This window comes from Kribbella turkmenica (assembly GCF_004348725.1).
Classification (GTDB): Bacteria; Actinomycetota; Actinomycetes; order Propionibacteriales; family Kribbellaceae; genus Kribbella; species Kribbella turkmenica.
Genome location: NZ_SMKR01000084.1, coordinates 1 through 17,667, shown reverse-complemented (window position 1 = coordinate 17,667; position 17,667 = coordinate 1). Strand labels below are relative to the sequence as shown.

Sequence of the window (17,667 nt, the reverse complement as noted above, 5' to 3'; positions counted from 1 at the left end):
CGGAAGGGACTGTCGGCTTCATGCTCCCATCACACCGCGCCAACCACCCCCAAGAACCCCTCGAACCCCTTACCGCCCGCGAACATCCGGCTCAGACCGGCGCTACCGACCTCCGCCCCTCCAGGACGCCTTCACCCACCCCGAGTCGATTCCGTTTGTCTCGCCAGCGGTCGACCGTGCTTGCGCGATCAGTTGGCCGCGCGGGGTGTCCGGGCAACGGGCGAGCATCGCGCGGAGCTCGTCGGCGGCGACGTTCGCGCCGAACAGTTCGGTGTCCGGACCGAACCGCACGCCCGCGGCCAGCGGACCTGCCAGAACCGGGTCGAAGCCGAGCGCGTCGACGACCGCAGCGACCGCCATGGCGTCATCGGTCTCGCCCGCGACGGCGATCGCCTTGCGGTCAGGTGCGCCGGCCGGGCGGGCGCCGTCCTCGAGATCGTGGTACCCCATGTGGTTGAACGTCTTCACCACCCGTGAGCCAGGCAGGAAGTCCTGCACGAGCTCGCTGGACGACGGGTTGGCAGGTCGATTGTGCACGTTTCAGTTGACACGTCAACACGACGGACGCCGGTTCATTCCAGCAGCGAGTCGACGCAACCGCCTGCGGGTCACCGTCGGCCGGGATCACGGGAGACCGGGCCGACGCCTACGCCACGGCCGCCATCCCGCCGAGTGCCCCGATGATCCGGCCGCGCAGGTAGTCGTCGTCGTACCCGTAGCGGTCCGTCTCCGGCGTGGACAGGGTGACGCCGAGCGCGCGTCCCCGGGGAATGACCGACACCTCGCGGAGGCCACCGGCGCCGAGCTCCCGGCTTGACGCCGATAAGCCTTGGACAGGCTGCGTACAGCACGCTTGGCTGGAAGCTCCCCAGGAAGGAGTGCAACCATGACCGACCGCATCACGCCCATCAGCCGCGCCGCGATCTCGAGCCAGGACACTCAGACCGCCCTCTGGTTCCTGGGGGTGCTGGCTCAGGTACGCATCAGCGGCGAGCAGACAGGCGGCGCGTTCTCCGTGACCGACAACCTCGCCCGTCGCGGCAACGCCAGCCCGATCCACGTCCACGACGGTGAGGACGAGACCTTCATCGTCCTGGACGGCGAACTGCGCGTCGTCGTCGGCGACGACGAGCACACCGCGGGCCCGGGCACCGCGGCCGTCCTGCCACGGCGGGTCCCGCACGCCTACCAGGTCACCTCCCCCACCGCGCGCTTCCTCAGCCTGCACATGCCGGCCGGCTTCGAAGACTTCGCCGCCGAAGTCGGCCGGCCCGCCCTCGCCCGCACCCTTCCGCCCGAACCCGCCGCACCGCCGGATCTCGCCGCCCTCACCAGGACAGCCGCCGGCCACGGCATCTCCATCCTCGGGCCGTTGGCACGGTGACCCCGCGGGGTCCGGGTAGAGTGAGCGGTCGTGAGGCGATCTGGTGCTCCTCACCGCCGCCGCCCTTCCTGACGCGGCTCTCGTGCTGTCCGCCCGGTGCAACGACGCGCCGCGTTGCCTGACCGAGGCTGCCGCCTGTCCCTGCCTGGAGTCCGCATGACCTCGCTGACGCCTGAGTCAGCCACGCCCGGATCCCCCACCACGACCGACGCCGACATCGTCTCCGTCCGGTCCGCACTCCGCTCGCCGCGCCGGCTGCGGACCGAGGTGCTGGCCGGCCTGGTGGTCGGTCTGGCGCTGATCCCGGAGGCGATCAGCTTCTCGATCATCGCCGGCGTGGACCCGCGGGTCGGGCTGTTCGCGTCGTTCACGATGGCGGTCTCGATCGCGTTCCTCGGCGGGCGGCCGGCGATGATCTCCGCGGCCACCGGTGCGGTCGCACTCGTGATCGCACCGGTCATGCGGGACCACGGCTTCGACTACCTGATCGCCACGGTCCTGCTGGCCGGCATCCTGCAGGTGGTGCTGGGGGTGCTCGGCGTCGCCCGGCTGATGCGGTTCATCCCGCGCTCGGTGATGGTCGGCTTCGTCAACTCGCTGGCGATCCTCATCTTCATGGCACAGTTGCCGCACCTGATCGACGTACCGTGGCCGGTCTACCCGCTGGTCGCGGGCGGCCTGGTGGTGATGGTCCTCCTGCCGCGGTACACCCGGGTCGTACCCGCTCCGCTGATCGCGATCCTGCTGGTGACCGCGGTCGTCGTCCCGAGCGCGATCTCCGTGCCGACGGTCGGCGACGAGGGCGAACTGCCGGACAGCCTGCCCTCACTGTTCTGGCCGGACGTCCCGCTGAGTCTCGAGACGCTGCGCATCATCGGCCCGTACGCGCTGGGGATGGCGATCGTCGGGCTCCTCGAGTCCCTGATGACCGCCAAACTCGTCGACGACGTCACCGACACTCCGTCCCACAAGACCCGCGAGGCCTGGGGTCAGGGCGCGGCCAACATGATCACCGGGCTGTTCGGCGGCATGGGCGGCTGCGCGATGATCGGCCAGACGATGATCAACGTGAAGGCGTCCGGCGCGCGGACCCGGATCTCGACGTTCCTGGCCGGGGTGTTCCTGTTGATCCTCGTGGTCGGCCTCGGCGACCTGGTCGGCGCGATCCCGATGGCCGCGCTGGTCGCGGTGATGATCATGGTGTCGGTCGGCACCCTGGACTGGCACAGCATCCGGCCCCGGACCCTGCGGCGGATGCCGCGCAGCGAGACCTTGGTGATGCTGTCCACCGTCGTGGTCGTCGTCCTCACCCACAACCTGGCCATCGGCGTCGTGGTCGGGGTCCTGGTCGCGATGGTGCTGTTCGCCCGCCGGGTCGCGCACTTCACCACGGTCGACGAGGTCGCTCACCCGGACGACGACACCAAGGTGTACGCCGTCACCGGCGAACTGTTCTTTGCCTCCAGCAACGACCTGGTCAACCAGTTCGACTACCGCAACGACCCGGCGACGGTCGTCATCGACCTGTCCGGCTCCCACATCTGGGACGCCTCCACCGTCGTCACCCTGGACGCCATCAGCACCAAGTACGAGCGCTACGGCACGACCGTCGAGATCGTCGGCCTCAACCCCGCCAGCGCCGAACGCCGAGCCCGCATCAGCGGCACCCTCACACCTACCAGCTGAGACCGATGCTGACGGGCCCGAGCTCGACCTCGAGGCTGACCGCCGTGGCTCCGGTGCTCTGCTTGACCGTCCCGACAAGCCAGGTCTGCATCCGGCCGATCCACTTGTTGAGCAGATTCCGGACCTTCCGCACACCCTTCTGTACCGAGTTCGCGGCCAGACCGAGCGCCTTCGTCACCGCCTGAACTCGAAGCAGCGCGGCAGCGGGCGCCAGTTGACCGTGCCGGGCCGCGGGCGCCTGGGCGGCCAGTGCGGTGATCTCCTGCTCCTCGGCGTCCAGCCACAGCTCGAGTACGGCGTCGTTCGCGGAACTCACGGTCTCGACGAACTCGCGGACCCGGGCATCGCGCTCGGCCGTGCTGTCGGCATCGTCGATCTCGTCGACCAGAGAATGCAGTCGTTGCATCGGATGTCCTCCCCCGGACGCGGTGGTCCGCCGTCGGTTCCGGAGGGCGCTCGTTCACTGGGGGAACGAAGGTGGCAAGGAGTCGGAACTCCTTGCCACATCCAACGTATAGCGCACGGGGGGACTTGCCGCAAGGCCCGGATCGTACGGGAGAATCCTCGGCCGTGGCCGGAAACCACGGACAGGCCAGGGATTGGCGGTGCCGTAAAGCGACCGGCCGGACGAGCGACTCGACCCGGGGGTTTCATGTTCGACGTGATCGTTGCCGGCGGTGGACCGACCGGCATGATGCTGGCGAGTGAACTGCGACTGCACGGTGTGCACGTGCTCGTGCTGGAACGGCAGGCGGAGCCGACCAAGGAGGTGCGCGCGCTCGGTCTGCACGCGCGCAGCGTGGAGGTGATCGACCAACGCGGCCTGCTCGACCGGTTCCTGGCTCTCGGCCGGCAGTTCCCGGTCGGCAACCATTTCGCCGGTATCGTGAAACCGCAGCCGGTCCGGCTCGGCACCGACTATCCGTTCACGCTCGGCATCCAGCAGCCGATCGTCGAACGGCTGCTGACCGAACGGGCCACCGAGCTCGGCGCCGAGATCAGGCGCGGACGCGAAGTCGTCGGCCTGAGCCAGGACGACGACGGGGTGACCGCCGAACTGGCCGACGGGACCCGCGAGCGGTCGCGCTTCCTCGTGGGCTGCGACGGCGGCCGCAGTACGGTGCGCAAGCTGCTCGGTATCGGCTTCCCCGGCGAGCCGCCGCAGACACAGTGGCTGCTGGGCGAGATGGAGCTGACCGCTCCGCTGGACGACGTGGTGGCCGTCGTCACCGAGGTCCGCACAACCGATCTGCGGTTCGGCGTCGGGCCGTCCGGCGACGGGCTGTACCGCGTCGTCGTACCCGCTGCGACGGTGGCCGAAGATCGCACGGTGCCGCCCAGCATGGACGAATTGAGGCAGCAGTTGCAGGCGGTCGCCGGCACCGACTTCGGTGTGCACTCACCCCGGTGGCTGTCGCGTTTCGGCGACGCCACCCGGCTGGCCGAGCGCTACCGGGACGGCCGGGTGCTGCTGGCCGGTGACGCGGCGCACGTCCACCCGCCTCTCGGCGGGCAAGGCCTGAACCTCGGCATCCAGGACGCGTTCAACCTCGGCTGGAAGCTGGCCGCCGAGGTCGGCGGCTGGGCGCCGGAGGGGCTGCTGGACAGCTACCACACCGAACGGCACCCGGTGGCCGCCGAGGTCCTGGACAACACCCGCGCCCAGAGCGAACTGATGTCCGTCGAGCCCGGGCCACAGGCCGCGCGGCGACTGGTGTCCGAGTTGATGGACCTGCCAGAGGTACACACCTACCTGATCGAGAAGATCACCGGGCTGGGCATCCGTTACGACCTCGGCGAAGGCCATCAGCTGCTCGGCCGGCGGATGCGAGACGTGCAACTCAAGAGCGGACGGCTCTACGAGAAGCTGCACACCGGCCGCGGACTGCTCGTCGACCGGACCGGCCGGCTGTCGGTCACGGGCTGGCAGGACAGGGTCGACCACGTCGTCGACGTCGACGAGGAGCTGGACGTCTCCGGCGTACTCCTGCGTCCGGATGGTCACGTGGCCTGGGCCGGCGAGGAGCAGGACGAGCTGCTGACCAAGCTAGGCATCTGGTTCGGCACACCCGCTTGACGCCCATCCGCTCGTCCACCCGACGGGCCCCGGCGACCGCCGGCGCACCAGGTCACCGCGACGACCGGACTCCGTCACGCACGGCCTCTCGTCGCCCACATCTGATCACTGTCCCTCCTGAAGCGCTGCGAGGGAGGGACGGTGGATTTCTGCACGGATCGGTCTCGATCGCGTTACTGTGGAAGTGTTCGCCTGGCGGTTACCCCACAAACTGGACAGTGAGACCGGAAGCGCTGGGCCTGCGCGACCCTCACCCCACGAGGCGTGCTCCTGCCCCCACCGGTCCATGAACCTGTCCAGAACCGCCAGGCGGGCCAGCTCGCCGCACAGCGGCGCGACCCTACTCGAGCCCCCACGACCCGGATCGCGCCGCCGGCACGACGGCCTACTGACCCTCCCCCACATGCTCTACATCGCCCACCGGGGCGGGGTGTTACATACCTGTTTGAACGACCCGTTTCGAGCGCTTCGCGGCGGGTACCCGAGGCGGGCACGAACTGTCACCACCTCTGCCGCAGACAACGGGAAGGCAGTCATGAGCACAGATCCACGGACGCGGTACGTCGGCCCGGAGCAGCAGGAGCCCGATCAGCAGGAACATCCCGGTCACAGCGACGCGATGGAGCCCGAGCCCGACTACGGCGAGGGCACCTACCGCGGCAGCGGCAAGCTGACCGGGCGCCGGGCCCTGATCACCGGCGGGGACTCCGGCATCGGCCGCGCGGTCTCGCTCGCGTTCGCGCGCGAGGGCGCCGACGTGATGATCTCCTACCTCGAGGCCGAGGAGGACGACGCCCGGGAGACCTGCCGCCTGGTCACGGACGCCGGGCGGAAGGCCGTGCCCATGGCCGGCGACATCCAGGAGGAGCAGCACTGCCGGCGTCTGGTCGAGCGGTGCGTCGAGGAGCTCGGCGGCCTCGACATCCTGGTCAACAACGCTGCCTACCAGATGTCCCGCAAGGGGATCGCGGACATCTCCACCGAGCAGTTCGACCGGGTCATGAAGACCAACGTCTACGCGATGTTCTGGCTCTGCAAAGCCGCGCTGCCGCATCTGTCCGAGGGGTCGGCGATCATCAACACGACATCGATCCAGGCGTACGAGCCGTCGCCGAACCTGCTCGACTACGCGACCACCAAGGCGGCCATCCTGAATTTCACCAAGGGACTCGCACAGGAGCTCGCACCCAAGGGAATCCGGGTGAACTCGGTCGCGCCGGGCCCGATCTGGACGCCGCTGATCCCGGCCACGATGCCGGCCGAGAAGGTCGGCGAGTTCGGTGCGGACACGCCGCTGGGTCGTGCCGGCCAACCGGCCGAACTGGCCCCGGCCTACGTCTTCCTCGCCTCCGACGACTCGACGTACATCACGGGTGAGCGCATCGGGGCCACCGGCGGCCGGCCACTGCCGTGAGCGTGACCGGCCCGGTCGGCTACTTGGTCGGGTCGTGACCCCAGTTCATCAGCGAGTACCGCCACGGGGTGTCGGTGACGTCTCCGGAGGGACGCTGCGCGGTGTGGCGGTGTACGTAGCCGACCACCTTGCGCATGTGGGCGTAGTCGTCGTCGCTCAGGTCGCCCTTCCGCGTGTTGAGCAACTCGATGATCCGCTGCCCACTGCGGTGACCCACCGACTCGCCCCCTGAGCTCTTCTGCCCGACCTCGCGCGACTCGTCGGTGTCCAGCCAGCTCTCCAGCTCCGTCGGCGTCATGTTCACGACGTCCCGGAACTCCTGGTAGGTGTCGTCCTGGTCGGTCATGACGACTTCCCCGAGGCGCGGCGCAGCGCGGACGGCTTGTGCACCGCCGTACCGCCGGACTTGTCACTGCGCACGAGGTACTGCGGCTCGTCCGGGGAGGCGTCGACCGTCCGGCCGCCGGCCTCGGTGCGCTCGGTGATCTTGCGTTCCACCGTGCCGTGCGCCGTCCCGCCGTGGCTGTCCCACTCGACCACGTCGCCCTTGCGAAACTCCTGCCGGCTCATCCGGTCCTCCGTCAAGGTTGTGAGATGTCCTGGATGACGTCGCCGGTCTCGGACTTCCCCAGGCTCCGGGCGACGTCGGCCATCGCCAGCATGCCGACGAGGTCGTGACCGTCGATCACCGGCAGCCGCCGTACCTGGTGCTCGCTCATCGTCTTCAGCGCCTCCTCGACACTGTCGTCGGCACCGATGGTGACCGGTTTGCCCTGACCGAACTGGCCCGCGATCGCCGAGGCCGGGTCGCCGCCCTCGGCGATGCACTTCACCACGATGTCGCGGTCGGTCAGCATGCCCTTGAGCCGGTTGTCCTCGCCGCAGATCGGCAGCGCGCCGACGTCGAGGTCCCGCATCTTCCGGGCGGCCTCCACCAGCGTCTCGTTCTCGCCGACGCACTCGGCGCCGGCCGTCATCAGGTCGCGTGCGGTTGTCATCTCGAACACCTTTCCTTTCACATCGTGCGCAGCTCGGGTTGGAGCTCCTTGGTGAAGAAGTCGAAGAAGCCGTCCACGTCGGGTCCGTCGTTGATCAGCGCGAGCCGGTCGTAGCCCGCGTCCATGTACTGCCGGGCAACCTCCAGGTGCCGCCCGACGTCCGGTCCGCAGCCGAACTGCTCGCGCAGGTGGTCCGCGGTCACGAGCGCGGTCGCGGCGTCGAAGTTCACCGGGTTGGGCAGCTCGGCCTGCACCTTCCAGCCGGTCACGCCGAACCGGAACAGCCGTCGCGCGGACTCGGCACCCTCGTCCTCCGACGGCGCCCAGGCCAACGGCACCTCGGCGTACTTCGGTCCGCGTCCCCCTGCCTTCTCGTACGCCGAGATCAGCTCGGCCTTCGGCTCGGTGGCGAACAACGCGTCCCCGAGCTCCGCGGCGAGCTCGGCGGCGGACTCCCCGCCCGCGGCCACGGCGATCTCGGGTGCCTTGTCCGGGAGGTCGAAGACCCTGGCGTCCTCCAGTCGCAGGTGCTTGCCGTCGTACGAGTGGTAACCGCCGCTCCACAGCAGCCGGATGATCTCCAGCGCCTCACGCAGCATCTCGTGCCGCGTGGTCACCGCGGGCCAGCCGGCGCCGACCACGTGCTCGTTGAGCCGCTCACCGGCACCGACCCCGAGCGTGAAGCGCCCGCCCGACAGGATCGCGGTCGTCGCGGCTGCCTGGGCGACGATCGCCGGGTGGTAGCGGATGAAGGGACAGGTGACGCCCGTCGCCAGCCTGATCGAGGAGGTCCGGGCGGCGATCGCGGCCAGCATCGAGAACGCGAACCCGGAGTGCTCGTGCTCGCTCACCCAGGGGTGGAAGTGGTCACTCACCTCGACGAAGTCGAAGCCAGCCTCCTCCGCCCGGACCGCCTGCTCGACGATCTCGGCCGGGTCGTAGGCCTCGGCGATCAGCGTGAATCCCAGGTCCATCCGGCGATCCTCCAGTTCCGTCGACGGCCCGCCGGTAGCCACGGCCCACCGCCGCCAAACCCGCTCCGCGCGTGTCGGGACGACCCGATCCGGGTACGCCGGGAAGGTGCCGGAACTGCCGGATGTGGAAGGATTCCGCCGGGTGCTGTCGGACCATGCAGTCGGGCGGAAGATTCGTCGCGTCGACGTCCTCGACCCCGGCGTACTCCGGGGCGTCGGCGTCGGCACGCTCCAGCAGGTGCTGGTCGGCCGGAGGTTCGGGCAACCCTGGCGGCACGGGAAGCACCTCGTCGTCCCGGTCGCTGGATCGGACAGCGCCGTACTCCTGCATTTCGGGATGACCGGCGCGTTGCACTGGGCATGCGACCGGCACCGGCACGACCGCGTCGTGTTCACCTTCAGCAACGGGGAGCTGGCCTACCGCGACATGCGCAAGCTCCACGGTCTCCGGCTGGCCAACGGTGCGGACGACGTCCGGCGGGTGGTCGCCGGACTCGGTCCGGACGCGGCCGAGCTGTCGCGGGCCGGGCTTCGCGACCAGCTCGCCGGGCTGCGCCGGCAGGTGAAGCCGGCGCTCGTGGACCAGGCCGTCGTCGCGGGCCTCGGCAACCTCCTGGCCGACGAGATTCTGTGGCGGGCCTACATCCACCCGCGCCGTTCCTGTGCCGACCTCGACACCGACGACTTCGCCCGCCTGCACACCCGGATGCGGAACGTCCTGCGGCAGGCCGTCTCGCAAGGACGGGTGCCACCCCGGACGACCTGGCTGACCGGTCGCCGCGACGAGAAGCCGGGATCCTGCCCCCGCTGCGGGACCACGCTCAACCACGGCCGCGTGGGTGGCCGGGGTACGGCGTGGTGCCCGCGCTGCCAACCGGAATAGCCGGTTTCGCCGTGGTGGCCGAGGGCACCGGGACCAGGTTCGGAGCCGGCAACGGTTGGAGCACAGCATGTCGATCTGGGAGCGCATCAAACGCTGGCGCCTGTCGCACGAGCTCAACGAGCGCGACGCGCCGGCGGACACCTCCACGGCGATGACACGAACCGCGGGCGGCGACCCGCACGGAGGGACGCCGGCGACCACCGGTACCGGCGAGAGCGACGAGTTCGTCGGACGGGTCGCGGGCGACGAGCCCGAGGTCGGGCAGTCCGGCGCGGAGGCTCGGTCGGAAGCCAAGACCGAGGAGGGTGAGTCGCATGGCGGACCATGAGGCTTCGACCACGGTGGACGTCGCGCCGAACATCCTCTTCGACTACCTGGCCGACGTCGAGCGGCTGCCGGAGTACCTGCCCTGGCTGACCGGCGTATACCCGACGGGACCGCGGCCCGCGGAGGCGCAGGGAATGGAAGCGCGCCGGCCGCAGCAGCCCGTGCACCAAAAGGTCGAGGTGACCGCGGTGGACCCGGCCGCGGAACCGTCCGAACAGCCGGTTCACAGCGAGGCGTGGATCGACGTCGTCGAGGAGAACCGCAGCCTGCGCTGGGGCGCACCCGGCGACAACGGCTACCACGGCGAGCTCGACGTCGATTTCGTGGCCGACGGCACCTCCCGCCTCACCGTCCGCCTGCACACCACCCAGGCCCCCGACCAGGAGATCGACCACCACCTCCACCACGCCCTCGAAACGATCAAGTCCACCATCGAGAACACACCGCCGACCCCAGGCGACACCCCCCAAGCCTGACCCAGCCGCCGTGTCACCCCGCCACTGGCTGCGCCGGGCAGCCCTGCCCCGATACTTCGTTGCGGCGAGCCTCGCACGCGCGGCGGACAGTGGAGCCGCAGTCGGTCTGGTTCTGCTCGCGGTCGACCATTCGGAGCTCAGGCATCCCGAGGCCGTCGGTGGACTTCTCGCCGCCGGCCTGACCGCCCCACACCTTCTGGGTCCGGTCGTGGCGAAGCGGCTGGATCAAGCCCGTGACAGTCGGCGGTATCTGTTCGCCGCGTTCATGCTGTTCGGCTGCGCGCTGGCCGCGGCCGCGTTCCTGCTCGGCCGCGTGCCGCTCCCCTTCGTCGTACTCATGACCGTGGTGGCCGGCACCTGCGGCCCAGTCCTGACGGGCGGGATCAGCAGCCGGGTCGCCGACCTGACCGGGCCGGACCAACGCGCCCGTCGTCGCGGTGAAGGTCTGGACGTGCTCAGTTACAGCACCGCCGCCATCTGCGGACCAGCTGGCGTCGCCGCGTTGGCCGCGGCGACCAACCCGCTCACCGCCCTCGCCGTCCTCGGCGCGGCGGCAGTCCTCGCCGCGTTCCTCGCCCTCACCCTCCCGCCGAGCACCGCCGACGACGGCAATCCGAAGGTCGCTGCCTCGGTCCGGTCGGTGCTGACCATGCTGATCCGGAACGGACCGCTTCGTCGGGTCAATTACGCCACGATGTTCACCGCCATCAGCAACGGCAGCCTGCCGGTGGTCGCCGTCATCCTCGCCGTCCACCTGACCGGACGCGCGACCGGCGGCGCGACGATGATGGCTTTCCTCGGCGTGGGCAGCCTCGCCGGCGCCGTCCTGCTGACCCTGTTCCCGCTCCGTGGTGAGCCCGACCGGCTCACGACCCGGTACGTCGCTCTCGTCGGCATCGCCACCGCGCTCTGTGCACTGCCGACCAACTACCCGCTGGCACTCCTTGCGTTCGCCTTCGTCGGTTTCGCCAACGCGCCGTTCGGAACGGCCACCTTCGCCGCCAGATCGGAGTACGCGCCACCGGCCGCTCGGACCCAGGTCTTCGTCACGATGGCTTCCCTGAAGATCGCCGCGGCCTCCGCCGGCTCGGCGCTGGCGGGCGTCCTCACCTCCCTCGGGCCCCGAGGCCTTCCCCTGGCTGCTGCCGCCGTCGTAGTCCTCGCCGCCCTCGGCACGACCGTCGACCGGCGACGCACCACGCGCTAGCCGTCGGTGCGTGGGAGGGTGCGGATGGCGGTGAGGGCGCCGAGGGTCAGGAGGGTGGCGCCGATGAGGAAGGCGGTGGAGGAGCCCGCGGTGAAGGCGGCGGCGCTGGTGGCCGTGGTGGCCAGAGCGGTGAGCACGATCGCGCCACCGAGGTGGGTCGAGGTCTGGAGGAGGCCGGAGGCAAGGCCCCTCTCGCCGTCACGGACGCCGGACATGCCGTGCGAGGTCAGCGGCACGAAGGCGGCGGCGAAGCTGAAGCCGGCGATCGTGAAGGCCGGCAAGAGGTGGGTCAGGTACCCGTCGACCTCCGGAGTGCGCGACAGCAGCACGAAGGCCGCCGCTGACGTGACCATGCTCAGCGCCGCCGCCCGCCGTGGCCCGGCAGCCGCAACGATCCGCGGCGCGGCGAGACCGCCGGCACAGGCCGACAACGCGAGCGGTACGAACGCCAGCCCGGTCTCCAGAGCGGAGAACCCGAGGACCTGTTGCAGGTAGAGCGTCGCGAGGAACATCATGCCGCCGAAACCGCCCGCGTTGGCGATGAGCGCCAGATTCGACCCGGTCAGCGCGCGGTGGCGGAAGATCGCCGGCCTGAGCATCGGCGCAGGCGTGCGACGCTCGAGAACGACGAAGCCGCCCAGCAGAGCGACCGCCGCGGCGATCACCGGAACGACGGCGACCCCGAGCTGCTCGGCGCGGGAGATCCCGAGCGCCAGCGTGCCGAACCCCGTCGCGACCAGGATCGCCCCCAGTACGTCCAGCCGCGGTGCGTCGTCGTCCCGGCTCTCCTGCAGAGTGGTCGGCGCGAGCGCCGCCGCCAGCAGGCCGACCGGGACGACGATGAAGAAGCACCACGGCCAACCGACGGTCGCGGTCAGCACCCCACCGAGGACCAGACCCGCCACCATGCCGAGGTCCATCGCCGCCGACAGGTAGCCGAGCGCGCGCTGACGCTGCCGCTCCCGCCGGTACGTCGCCGTCAGCAGAGCCAGCGCGGCCGGCACAGCCAGCGCCGCACCCAGCCCCTGAACGGCCCGGGCCGACAACAGCAACGCGGTCGTGTGCGCAAGACCGGCCACACCCGACGCCAAGGCGAAGACGACCAGTCCGACGACGAGGATCCGGCGCCGGCCGAACAGGTCGCCGGCTCGCCCGCCGACGAGCAGGAACGCACCGAGCGTCAACGTGTACGCGGTGACCACCCACTGGAGGTCGGCCTGAGCGGTGCCCAGGTCACGCTCGATCGCCGGCAGCGCGACCGTGACGATCGTGCCGTCGAGCGTGACGAGAACGTCCGCAGCGCACAGCAGGATCAACGCCGGGCGCCACTCGGAGAGCCTCATGCGCCGCCCGGTGCCCCGGCGCTACGCCTTGACGCGGTCCGCGGTCTTCTTCGGCCGGCTGGTCCGCACACGCGCCACCGGCTCAGCACCCGGCTGTTCCGAGGGGGTCGGACAGACGGGACCCTGGCGGATCGGACCCCCGCCGAGTCTCCGGCTCTTCCACTGCTTCTCGTCGTAGTCGTAGTAGGTGTCGACGCCACCGATGGTCATCGGTCCTCCCAGTCAGCCCGAATGCCGCATTCGGCTGCTGACTGCTCAACAGACCGGCCACGTCGCAGTTTGCCACCGCCGCGGCGTACCGCACTAGACCCGTCTGCACATCAACCGGATTACGGACTCCGCTCAGGTCCCGCGTCCGGTACGCGACTGGAGCTCGTCGATCAGCTGCGACGCCTCCTCCTTGCTGAGGTCGTCCGGGACGTCGACACCCGCTTCCTGCGCGAGCGTGCTCAGGTACGACTGCTGCGGACCCGTCATCGGTTCGTCCCCGGTGGTCCACTGCTCCGGGTCCTTCTCCGGGTTCCGCTCCGGCACCGGCTGCACGTCCATCATGGCCTCCATTCGAACACACGATCGAATTCAGCCGGTACCCGCCCCGGCAAGTTCTAATCGCGGCTCACCCGGCACGCAGCCGGTCGTTCGCGCGGGTTGATCCTAGAACTGCGCGACGCGGGCAGCCGACCGGTCCTCGGTCGCCACGAGTACGTCGAGCAGCCGCTCCTGCAGGGTGATCCGGAGGTCGGCGTGATCGGGATCGTGCCAGACGTTCACGAGCTCATCGGGATCGGCCTCGAGGTCGTACAGCTCGCCGTCCCTGGCACGGGTGGACGCCGGATCACCGTGATGGACAACGACCTTGTGCCGCCCGTGCCGCAGCATCGTGGTGTGAACCGGCGGGTCGTACGGCGATCCGCTGTTCCGGTACTCGCTGAGCACCCAGTCACGCCGTACCCAGTCCGCGAAGCGACCGGTGAGCAGCGGAAGCAGTGAGCGGCCCTGGGCCCGTTCCAGTCCGTCGACGCCGGCCGCGGCGAGGATCGTCGGCGCGAGGTCGATCCACTCGACCAGCTCGTCGAGAACCACGCCGCCGGCCACCTGCCCCGGCCAGCGCACGATCAACGGGACCCGGACCGAGCAGTCGAACATCATCGGGCCCTTGAGCAGCATCTGGTGGTCGCCGAGGAGTTCGCCGTGGTCGCTGGTGAAGATCACCACCGTGTTGCCGGCCAGCCCCTCCTCGTCCAGGGCCGCCAGGATGCGGCCGACCTCGTCGTCGACGAGGGTGACCATCGCGTAGTACTGCGCCTTGATCTCCTGGATCTCGGCGGCCGTGTAGTCGCGGAAGCCCGGACTGCCGCCGGCGTACGACTTGATCGACGCCTCGGTGTAGATCGGCGGTTTGCCCGCGAGCTCCTCGGCACTGCCGACGGGCGGCGGCAGGCTGTCCGCGTCGTAGCGCTCGCGATACTCCGCCGGTGCCCCGAACCCGTGGTGCGGATCGAAGAAGTTGGCGACGAAGAAGAACGGCGTATCGGCACGGGCGGCGTCGCGCAGGTAGGCGATGGTCTCGTCGCCGATCCAGCGGCTGTAGTGCGACTCGGTGGGCATCCGGTCGAAGGCGTCGTGGCCCTTCGCCAGTGCCGGCTCCAGCACACCGGGGAAGTTTTTCTCGAGCCAGCGGTGGTAGTGGTTCTGCTCGCAGGGCAGGTACGGATCGTGGGCCCAGCGGAAGACGCGGAAGCCGTCGTCGATCCGCGGCTCGATTCGTCCGCCGGCGGCCGCGCCGAGGTGGAGCTTCCCCACCAGGCCGCAGTCGTAGCCCGCGTCGGCGAGGTCGCGGGTGAACAGTCGTTCGTCCGGCGAGATGTCGACGCCGTTGGCCCACAGCCCGTGGTTGTGCAGGTAGCGGCTCGTCATCAGGCTCGCCCGCGACGGTCCGCAGACGGGCGCCTGGACGTAGCAGTTGGTGAATCTCGCTCCCTGCGCGGCCAGCCGGTCCAGGTGCGGCGTCTGGATGTGCGGGTTGCCCGCCGCACCCAAGGCGTCGAACCGCTGCTGATCCGTGCACAGCACCAGGACGTTCGGCCGTTCCATGCGACTCCCCTGCTCGATCGGTCCGGCGGTCACTGCTTGACGGCTCCGGCGATGCTGTCGACGAACCGCCGCTGCAGTACGGCGAAGACGGCCACCGCCGGCACCAAGGAGATCACGGCGGCCGCGGCCAGCCCGGACCAGTCGGTGCTCTGCTCACCGACGAACACCGTCATGCCGACGGCGAGGGTCCGCAGGTCCGGGTCGCTCAGGGTGAAGACCAGCGGCAGCAGGTAGACGTTCCAGGCGAACAGGAAGGTCAGGATGAACACGGTCGCGGTGATCGGCCACGCGAGCGGCAGCATGACCCGGAAGAAGATCGTGATCGGCCCGGCGCCGTCCAGCTCGGCACACTCCTCCAGCTCCTTCGGCAGTTTGCGGAAGTACCCGGCGTACAGCAGGGTCGCCGCCACGTGCCCGCCGGCGCCGAGGCCGAGGATCACGCCCACGTGGGTGTTGAGCAGGTGGAGCTGGTCGGTCAGCTGGGTGATCGGGATGATCGTGTAGCCCTCGGGGATGAAGAACGTCAGCAGGAAGATCCCGATCAGCGCCTTCTTGCCGGCGAAGTCGTGCCGGCCCAGCACGTAGCCGGCGAGCGCGCTGCGGACGATCACCAGGAAGACCGTCCCGAGCGTGATCACGACGGTGTTGATCATGTATGACGCGAAGCCGACGTCGGTCCAGGCGCGGGCGTAGTTCTCCCAGCGCAGGTCGGCGGGGACCAGGTCCAGCCCTTTGCCGAACACCTCGCTCGACGACTTCAGCGAGGCCGAGACCAGCCACACGAACGGGTAGACCCACACCGCGGCCACGACCGCGAGCACGATTCCGGTCAGCCAGCTGCGACGGCGCCGCGTCATGAGGTGCCCATCCGGCCGCGGGCCCAGCGGACCCCGACGGCCTGCCCGACGGCGAGCGCGATCGTGAGTACGCCGAACAGCACGGCCGCCGCGGACGCGTAGCCCAGCTCGGGAACCGTGGCCTGGAAGGCGGTCCGGAAGATGTAGATCTCGATCACCTCGGAGGAGAAGGACGGGCCGCCCGCGGTCAGCGTCTGCATCAGGTCGAAGACGTTGAGGGCGGCAACGGTGTCGATCAGCGTGATGATGACCAGGAACGGCACCATCAGCGGCAGCGTGACGTGCCGGAACTCGCGCCAGGCGCCGGCGCCGTCCACCAGCGCCGCCTCGTGGATGTCCTGCGGGATGGTCTGCAGTGCCGCCAGCCAGTAGATCAGCGTGATGCCGAGCCACTTCCAGACCCAGACCGCGATCCCGGCGTACAACGAGGTACCGGCGTTCGCGGCGAAGTTGGCCGGGCTGTCGAGCAGCCCGGACTTCACCAGGCCGAGGCTGATCGGCCCGCTCGCGTCCAGCAGCAGCGTGAACACGATGCCGACGATCGCGCCGGTGGTGACCACCGGCAGGAAGAACAACGTGCGGAAGAAGCCGCGGAACGGCGTCCGCCGGGAGTTCAGCACGAGCGCGAGCGCCAGCGCCAGCCCGACCCGGAGTGGGACAGCGACGACCAGGAACACCAGCGAGTTGCGGAAGGCGTTCCAGAACAGGTCGTCCTCGAACAGCCGCCGGAAGTTCTCCAGCCCGACGAACGTCCCGGTCCGGGCGAACCCGGGCCAGTCGAGCAGCGCGTACCACCAGGACGCGATCAGCGGGTACACCGTGTAGGCGCCGTAGCCGATCACGGTCGGCAGCAGGAACAGGTAGATCCACCAATTCCGGCGGCCACGGGACCGGCCGCCGCCGCGCGCCGGGACATCGCGCGGCGGCGCCGCCTCCTTGTCGAGCAGGGTTGTCATCGCGCTCCTTCGCGGCCGCCGGCCCGGTCAGCGACCGGCGTACGACGTCTGCGTGTAGTCCTGCTTCGGGTCCCAGTTGCCGAACACCCAGGCGTCGACGTCCACCTCGGCGCCGCCCTTCCTGACCGCCGCCAGCGCGCGTTCGCGCTCGGCGGTCACCTTGGCCGCGTAGTTGCTCAAGGCACTCTTGTGGTCGACGTCCGACCCGCTGAGCACCGACTGGGCGATCTCGCCGACGTTCGGGTGGACGTCGCGCATGGCGGCCAGCACCTTGGCCACGCCCGGCGTCCCGACCTCGGGCACCGGCGCGATCCGGACGTCGGTCTCCATGAACGCGACGTTCTGCTGGTACGTCGGATGCGCCTTGGAACCGCGGACCCGGTCGAGCAGCACCGGCGGAACGTCCATCGTCGAGGCCAGTTTGGTCTGTACCTCCTCGGTCGCCAGCCGGAGCATCAGGTCGGCCGCGGTCTCGGCGTTCTTCGAGGCACTGGACACCCAGAACGGTCCGGACGCCGGCGAGCTGTAGACGAGGTTGCGTGTGCTCTCCGGGGTCGGCACGCGCCAGACCCCGACCCCGCGCTGGATCGCTTCCGGCTCCTCGACGTTCAGGCCGCCGATGAACCACGGTCCCCACGGGTAGACGGCCGCCTGGCCGGCCGCCCAGCGCGCGCGGGCGTCCCGCGGCCCCATCGACGGCGACGCGGGATGGATCACCTTGTCGGCCTTGAGCGACAGCAGGTACTCGAGCGCGTCCAGATAGGGCTGCGAGCCGTAGGCGTACTCCCCCGTCTTCCAGTCGACGCCGCCGGCCGCCCCGGCCGTCATGGCGAGCCGGTTGACGAGTGCATTGAGATAGGCGGCTTCCTTGCCGGGCACAACCAGCCCGAAGACGTCGTCGGGGGTCTTCTCGGTCAGCGTGCGCGCGGTCGCCCGGAAGTCGTCCCAGGTGGCCGGGGAGGTCGCCGGGTCGACGCCGGCCGTCTTCAGC

General features: G+C 70.0%; 22 protein-coding genes. 8 read left to right on the top strand and 14 right to left on the bottom strand.

All coding sequences use genetic code 11. From position 1 onward, the window contains the following. Positions 1 to 102 precede the first annotated feature (102 nt). Together E1218_RS19760 and E1218_RS37345 are read right to left on the bottom strand one after the other, a co-directional pair. Positions 103 to 537 carry an NAD(P)-binding domain-containing protein gene (locus E1218_RS19760; protein ID WP_202866101.1) on the bottom strand — a complete coding sequence of 145 codons (435 nt, stop codon included), beginning with the start codon at positions 535 to 537 and terminating at the stop codon, positions 103 to 105. 109 nt (positions 538 to 646) lie between these two features. After that, positions 647 to 781 (bottom strand): hypothetical protein, encoded by a 135-nt coding sequence (locus E1218_RS37345; protein WP_233712333.1) that lies wholly within the window; start codon positions 779 to 781, stop codon positions 647 to 649. A gap of 105 nt (positions 782 to 886) precedes the next feature. Here E1218_RS37345 and E1218_RS19750 point away from each other — a divergent pair, with 105 nt between their 5' ends. Both E1218_RS19750 and E1218_RS19745 read left to right on the top strand, forming a co-directional pair. Further along, a complete protein-coding gene (locus tag E1218_RS19750) occupies positions 887 to 1,384 on the top strand; it encodes a cupin domain-containing protein (protein WP_132322259.1) in 498 nt (165 codons plus the stop codon). Between the two features lie 156 nt (positions 1,385 to 1,540). Continuing rightward, entirely contained in the window at positions 1,541 to 3,070 is a 1,530-nt protein-coding gene (locus E1218_RS19745) for a SulP family inorganic anion transporter (protein WP_132322257.1), read from the top strand. On the opposite strand, the gene E1218_RS19740 is transcribed toward E1218_RS19745, so the two are convergent. Continuing rightward, on the bottom strand, positions 3,060 to 3,476 hold the full coding sequence (locus tag E1218_RS19740) for a hypothetical protein (RefSeq protein ID WP_132322255.1): 417 nt from the start codon (positions 3,474 to 3,476) through the stop codon (positions 3,060 to 3,062). The two genes, E1218_RS19745 and E1218_RS19740, sit on opposite strands and share 11 nt — an antisense overlap. A 246-nt stretch (positions 3,477 to 3,722) precedes the next feature. Here E1218_RS19740 and rox point away from each other — a divergent pair, with 246 nt between their 5' ends. Then, on the top strand, positions 3,723 to 5,147 hold the full coding sequence (gene rox, locus E1218_RS19735; protein ID WP_132322253.1) for a rifampin monooxygenase: 1,425 nt from the start codon (positions 3,723 to 3,725) through the stop codon (positions 5,145 to 5,147). 535 nt (positions 5,148 to 5,682) lie between these two features. Further along, positions 5,683 to 6,561 (top strand): SDR family oxidoreductase, encoded by an 879-nt coding sequence (locus tag E1218_RS19730; protein WP_132322251.1) that lies wholly within the window; start codon positions 5,683 to 5,685, stop codon positions 6,559 to 6,561. A 19-nt stretch (positions 6,562 to 6,580) separates the two neighbouring features. On the opposite strand, the gene E1218_RS19725 is transcribed toward E1218_RS19730, so the two are convergent. From E1218_RS19725 to E1218_RS19710, 4 genes are read right to left on the bottom strand one after another with little or no spacing between them, the layout of a single operon-like run. Beyond that, positions 6,581 to 6,907, bottom strand: coding sequence for a DUF3140 domain-containing protein (locus E1218_RS19725; protein ID WP_132322249.1), 327 nt, complete (start codon positions 6,905 to 6,907; stop codon positions 6,581 to 6,583). Further along, positions 6,904 to 7,131, bottom strand: coding sequence for a hypervirulence associated TUDOR domain-containing protein (locus tag E1218_RS19720; protein ID WP_132322247.1), 228 nt, complete (start codon positions 7,129 to 7,131; stop codon positions 6,904 to 6,906). Before E1218_RS19720 ends, E1218_RS19725 begins: the two co-directional genes overlap by 4 nt. Positions 7,132 to 7,142: 11 nt before the next feature. Then, positions 7,143 to 7,559 (bottom strand): CBS domain-containing protein, encoded by a 417-nt coding sequence (locus tag E1218_RS19715; protein ID WP_132322245.1) that lies wholly within the window; start codon positions 7,557 to 7,559, stop codon positions 7,143 to 7,145. Between the two features lie 17 nt (positions 7,560 to 7,576). Beyond that, positions 7,577 to 8,533, bottom strand: coding sequence for a TIGR03557 family F420-dependent LLM class oxidoreductase (locus E1218_RS19710; protein WP_132322243.1), 957 nt, complete (start codon positions 8,531 to 8,533; stop codon positions 7,577 to 7,579). A 106-nt stretch (positions 8,534 to 8,639) separates the two neighbouring features. Here E1218_RS19710 and E1218_RS19705 point away from each other — a divergent pair, with 106 nt between their 5' ends. The 4 genes from E1218_RS19705 to E1218_RS19685 all read left to right on the top strand — a co-directional run bounded on the left by E1218_RS19705 (position 8,640) and on the right by E1218_RS19685 (position 11,426). Continuing rightward, a complete protein-coding gene (locus E1218_RS19705) occupies positions 8,640 to 9,416 on the top strand; it encodes an Fpg/Nei family DNA glycosylase (protein ID WP_132322241.1) in 777 nt (258 codons plus the stop codon). A gap of 67 nt (positions 9,417 to 9,483) precedes the next feature. After that, positions 9,484 to 9,744: a hypothetical protein gene (locus E1218_RS19700; protein ID WP_132322239.1), complete on the top strand. Its 261-nt coding sequence runs from the start codon at positions 9,484 to 9,486 to the stop codon at positions 9,742 to 9,744. Beyond that, on the top strand, positions 9,731 to 10,219 hold the full coding sequence (locus tag E1218_RS19695) for an SRPBCC family protein (protein WP_132322237.1): 489 nt from the start codon (positions 9,731 to 9,733) through the stop codon (positions 10,217 to 10,219). Before E1218_RS19700 ends, E1218_RS19695 begins: the two co-directional genes overlap by 14 nt. 10 nt (positions 10,220 to 10,229) lie before the next feature. Then, positions 10,230 to 11,426 (top strand): MFS transporter, encoded by a 1,197-nt coding sequence (locus E1218_RS19685; protein WP_165949340.1) that lies wholly within the window; start codon positions 10,230 to 10,232, stop codon positions 11,424 to 11,426. On the opposite strand, the gene E1218_RS19680 is transcribed toward E1218_RS19685, so the two are convergent. From E1218_RS19680 to E1218_RS19650, 7 genes are all read right to left on the bottom strand, one after another. Further along, positions 11,423 to 12,769 carry an MFS transporter gene (locus E1218_RS19680; RefSeq protein ID WP_132322231.1) on the bottom strand — a complete coding sequence of 449 codons (1,347 nt, stop codon included), beginning with the start codon at positions 12,767 to 12,769 and terminating at the stop codon, positions 11,423 to 11,425. The genes E1218_RS19685 and E1218_RS19680 overlap by 4 nt on opposite strands. 21 nt (positions 12,770 to 12,790) lie before the next feature. After that, entirely contained in the window at positions 12,791 to 12,979 is a 189-nt protein-coding gene (locus E1218_RS19675; RefSeq protein WP_132322229.1) for a hypothetical protein, read from the bottom strand. Between the two features lie 132 nt (positions 12,980 to 13,111). Beyond that, entirely contained in the window at positions 13,112 to 13,318 is a 207-nt protein-coding gene (locus E1218_RS19670) for a DUF3072 domain-containing protein (RefSeq protein WP_132322227.1), read from the bottom strand. Between the two features lie 105 nt (positions 13,319 to 13,423). Continuing rightward, a complete protein-coding gene (locus E1218_RS19665; RefSeq protein WP_132322225.1) occupies positions 13,424 to 14,863 on the bottom strand; it encodes a sulfatase-like hydrolase/transferase in 1,440 nt (479 codons plus the stop codon). Positions 14,864 to 14,892: 29 nt separating this feature from the next. Continuing rightward, positions 14,893 to 15,720 carry a carbohydrate ABC transporter permease gene (locus E1218_RS19660; protein ID WP_132322223.1) on the bottom strand — a complete coding sequence of 276 codons (828 nt, stop codon included), beginning with the start codon at positions 15,718 to 15,720 and terminating at the stop codon, positions 14,893 to 14,895. Further along, on the bottom strand, positions 15,717 to 16,676 hold the full coding sequence (locus tag E1218_RS19655) for a carbohydrate ABC transporter permease (RefSeq protein WP_132322221.1): 960 nt from the start codon (positions 16,674 to 16,676) through the stop codon (positions 15,717 to 15,719). The genes E1218_RS19660 and E1218_RS19655 overlap by 4 nt, the downstream gene beginning before the upstream one ends. Positions 16,677 to 16,703: 27 nt before the next feature. Next, on the bottom strand, positions 16,704 to 17,667 hold a 964-nt coding region (locus E1218_RS19650), incomplete at its 5' end, for an ABC transporter substrate-binding protein (protein WP_165949339.1).

Excerpts from the sequence above, each read along its gene's own strand:
- E1218_RS19680 (WP_132322231.1), bottom strand. The coding sequence starts at position 12,769 with ATGAGGCTCTCCGAGTGGCGCCCGGCGTTGATCCTGCTGTGCGCTGCG.
- E1218_RS19750 (WP_132322259.1), top strand. The coding sequence starts at position 887 with ATGACCGACCGCATCACGCCCATCAGCCGCGCCGCGATCTCGAGCCAG.
- rox (WP_132322253.1), top strand. The coding sequence starts at position 3,723 with ATGTTCGACGTGATCGTTGCCGGCGGTGGACCGACCGGCATGATGCTG.
- E1218_RS19730 (WP_132322251.1), top strand. The coding sequence starts at position 5,683 with ATGAGCACAGATCCACGGACGCGGTACGTCGGCCCGGAGCAGCAGGAG.
- E1218_RS19665 (WP_132322225.1), bottom strand. The coding sequence starts at position 14,863 with ATGGAACGGCCGAACGTCCTGGTGCTGTGCACGGATCAGCAGCGGTTC.
- E1218_RS19655 (WP_132322221.1), bottom strand. The coding sequence starts at position 16,676 with ATGACAACCCTGCTCGACAAGGAGGCGGCGCCGCCGCGCGATGTCCCG.
- E1218_RS19710 (WP_132322243.1), bottom strand. The coding sequence starts at position 8,533 with ATGGACCTGGGATTCACGCTGATCGCCGAGGCCTACGACCCGGCCGAG.
- E1218_RS19670 (WP_132322227.1), bottom strand. The coding sequence starts at position 13,318 with ATGGACGTGCAGCCGGTGCCGGAGCGGAACCCGGAGAAGGACCCGGAG.
- E1218_RS19740 (WP_132322255.1), bottom strand. The coding sequence starts at position 3,476 with ATGCAACGACTGCATTCTCTGGTCGACGAGATCGACGATGCCGACAGC.
- E1218_RS19700 (WP_132322239.1), top strand. The coding sequence starts at position 9,484 with ATGTCGATCTGGGAGCGCATCAAACGCTGGCGCCTGTCGCACGAGCTC.
- E1218_RS19660 (WP_132322223.1), bottom strand. The coding sequence starts at position 15,720 with ATGACGCGGCGCCGTCGCAGCTGGCTGACCGGAATCGTGCTCGCGGTC.
- E1218_RS19715 (WP_132322245.1), bottom strand. The coding sequence starts at position 7,559 with ATGACAACCGCACGCGACCTGATGACGGCCGGCGCCGAGTGCGTCGGC.
- E1218_RS19675 (WP_132322229.1), bottom strand. The coding sequence starts at position 12,979 with ATGACCATCGGTGGCGTCGACACCTACTACGACTACGACGAGAAGCAG.
- E1218_RS19725 (WP_132322249.1), bottom strand. The coding sequence starts at position 6,907 with ATGACCGACCAGGACGACACCTACCAGGAGTTCCGGGACGTCGTGAAC.
- E1218_RS19745 (WP_132322257.1), top strand. The coding sequence starts at position 1,541 with ATGACCTCGCTGACGCCTGAGTCAGCCACGCCCGGATCCCCCACCACG.
- E1218_RS19720 (WP_132322247.1), bottom strand. The coding sequence starts at position 7,131 with ATGAGCCGGCAGGAGTTTCGCAAGGGCGACGTGGTCGAGTGGGACAGC.
- E1218_RS19695 (WP_132322237.1), top strand. The coding sequence starts at position 9,731 with ATGGCGGACCATGAGGCTTCGACCACGGTGGACGTCGCGCCGAACATC.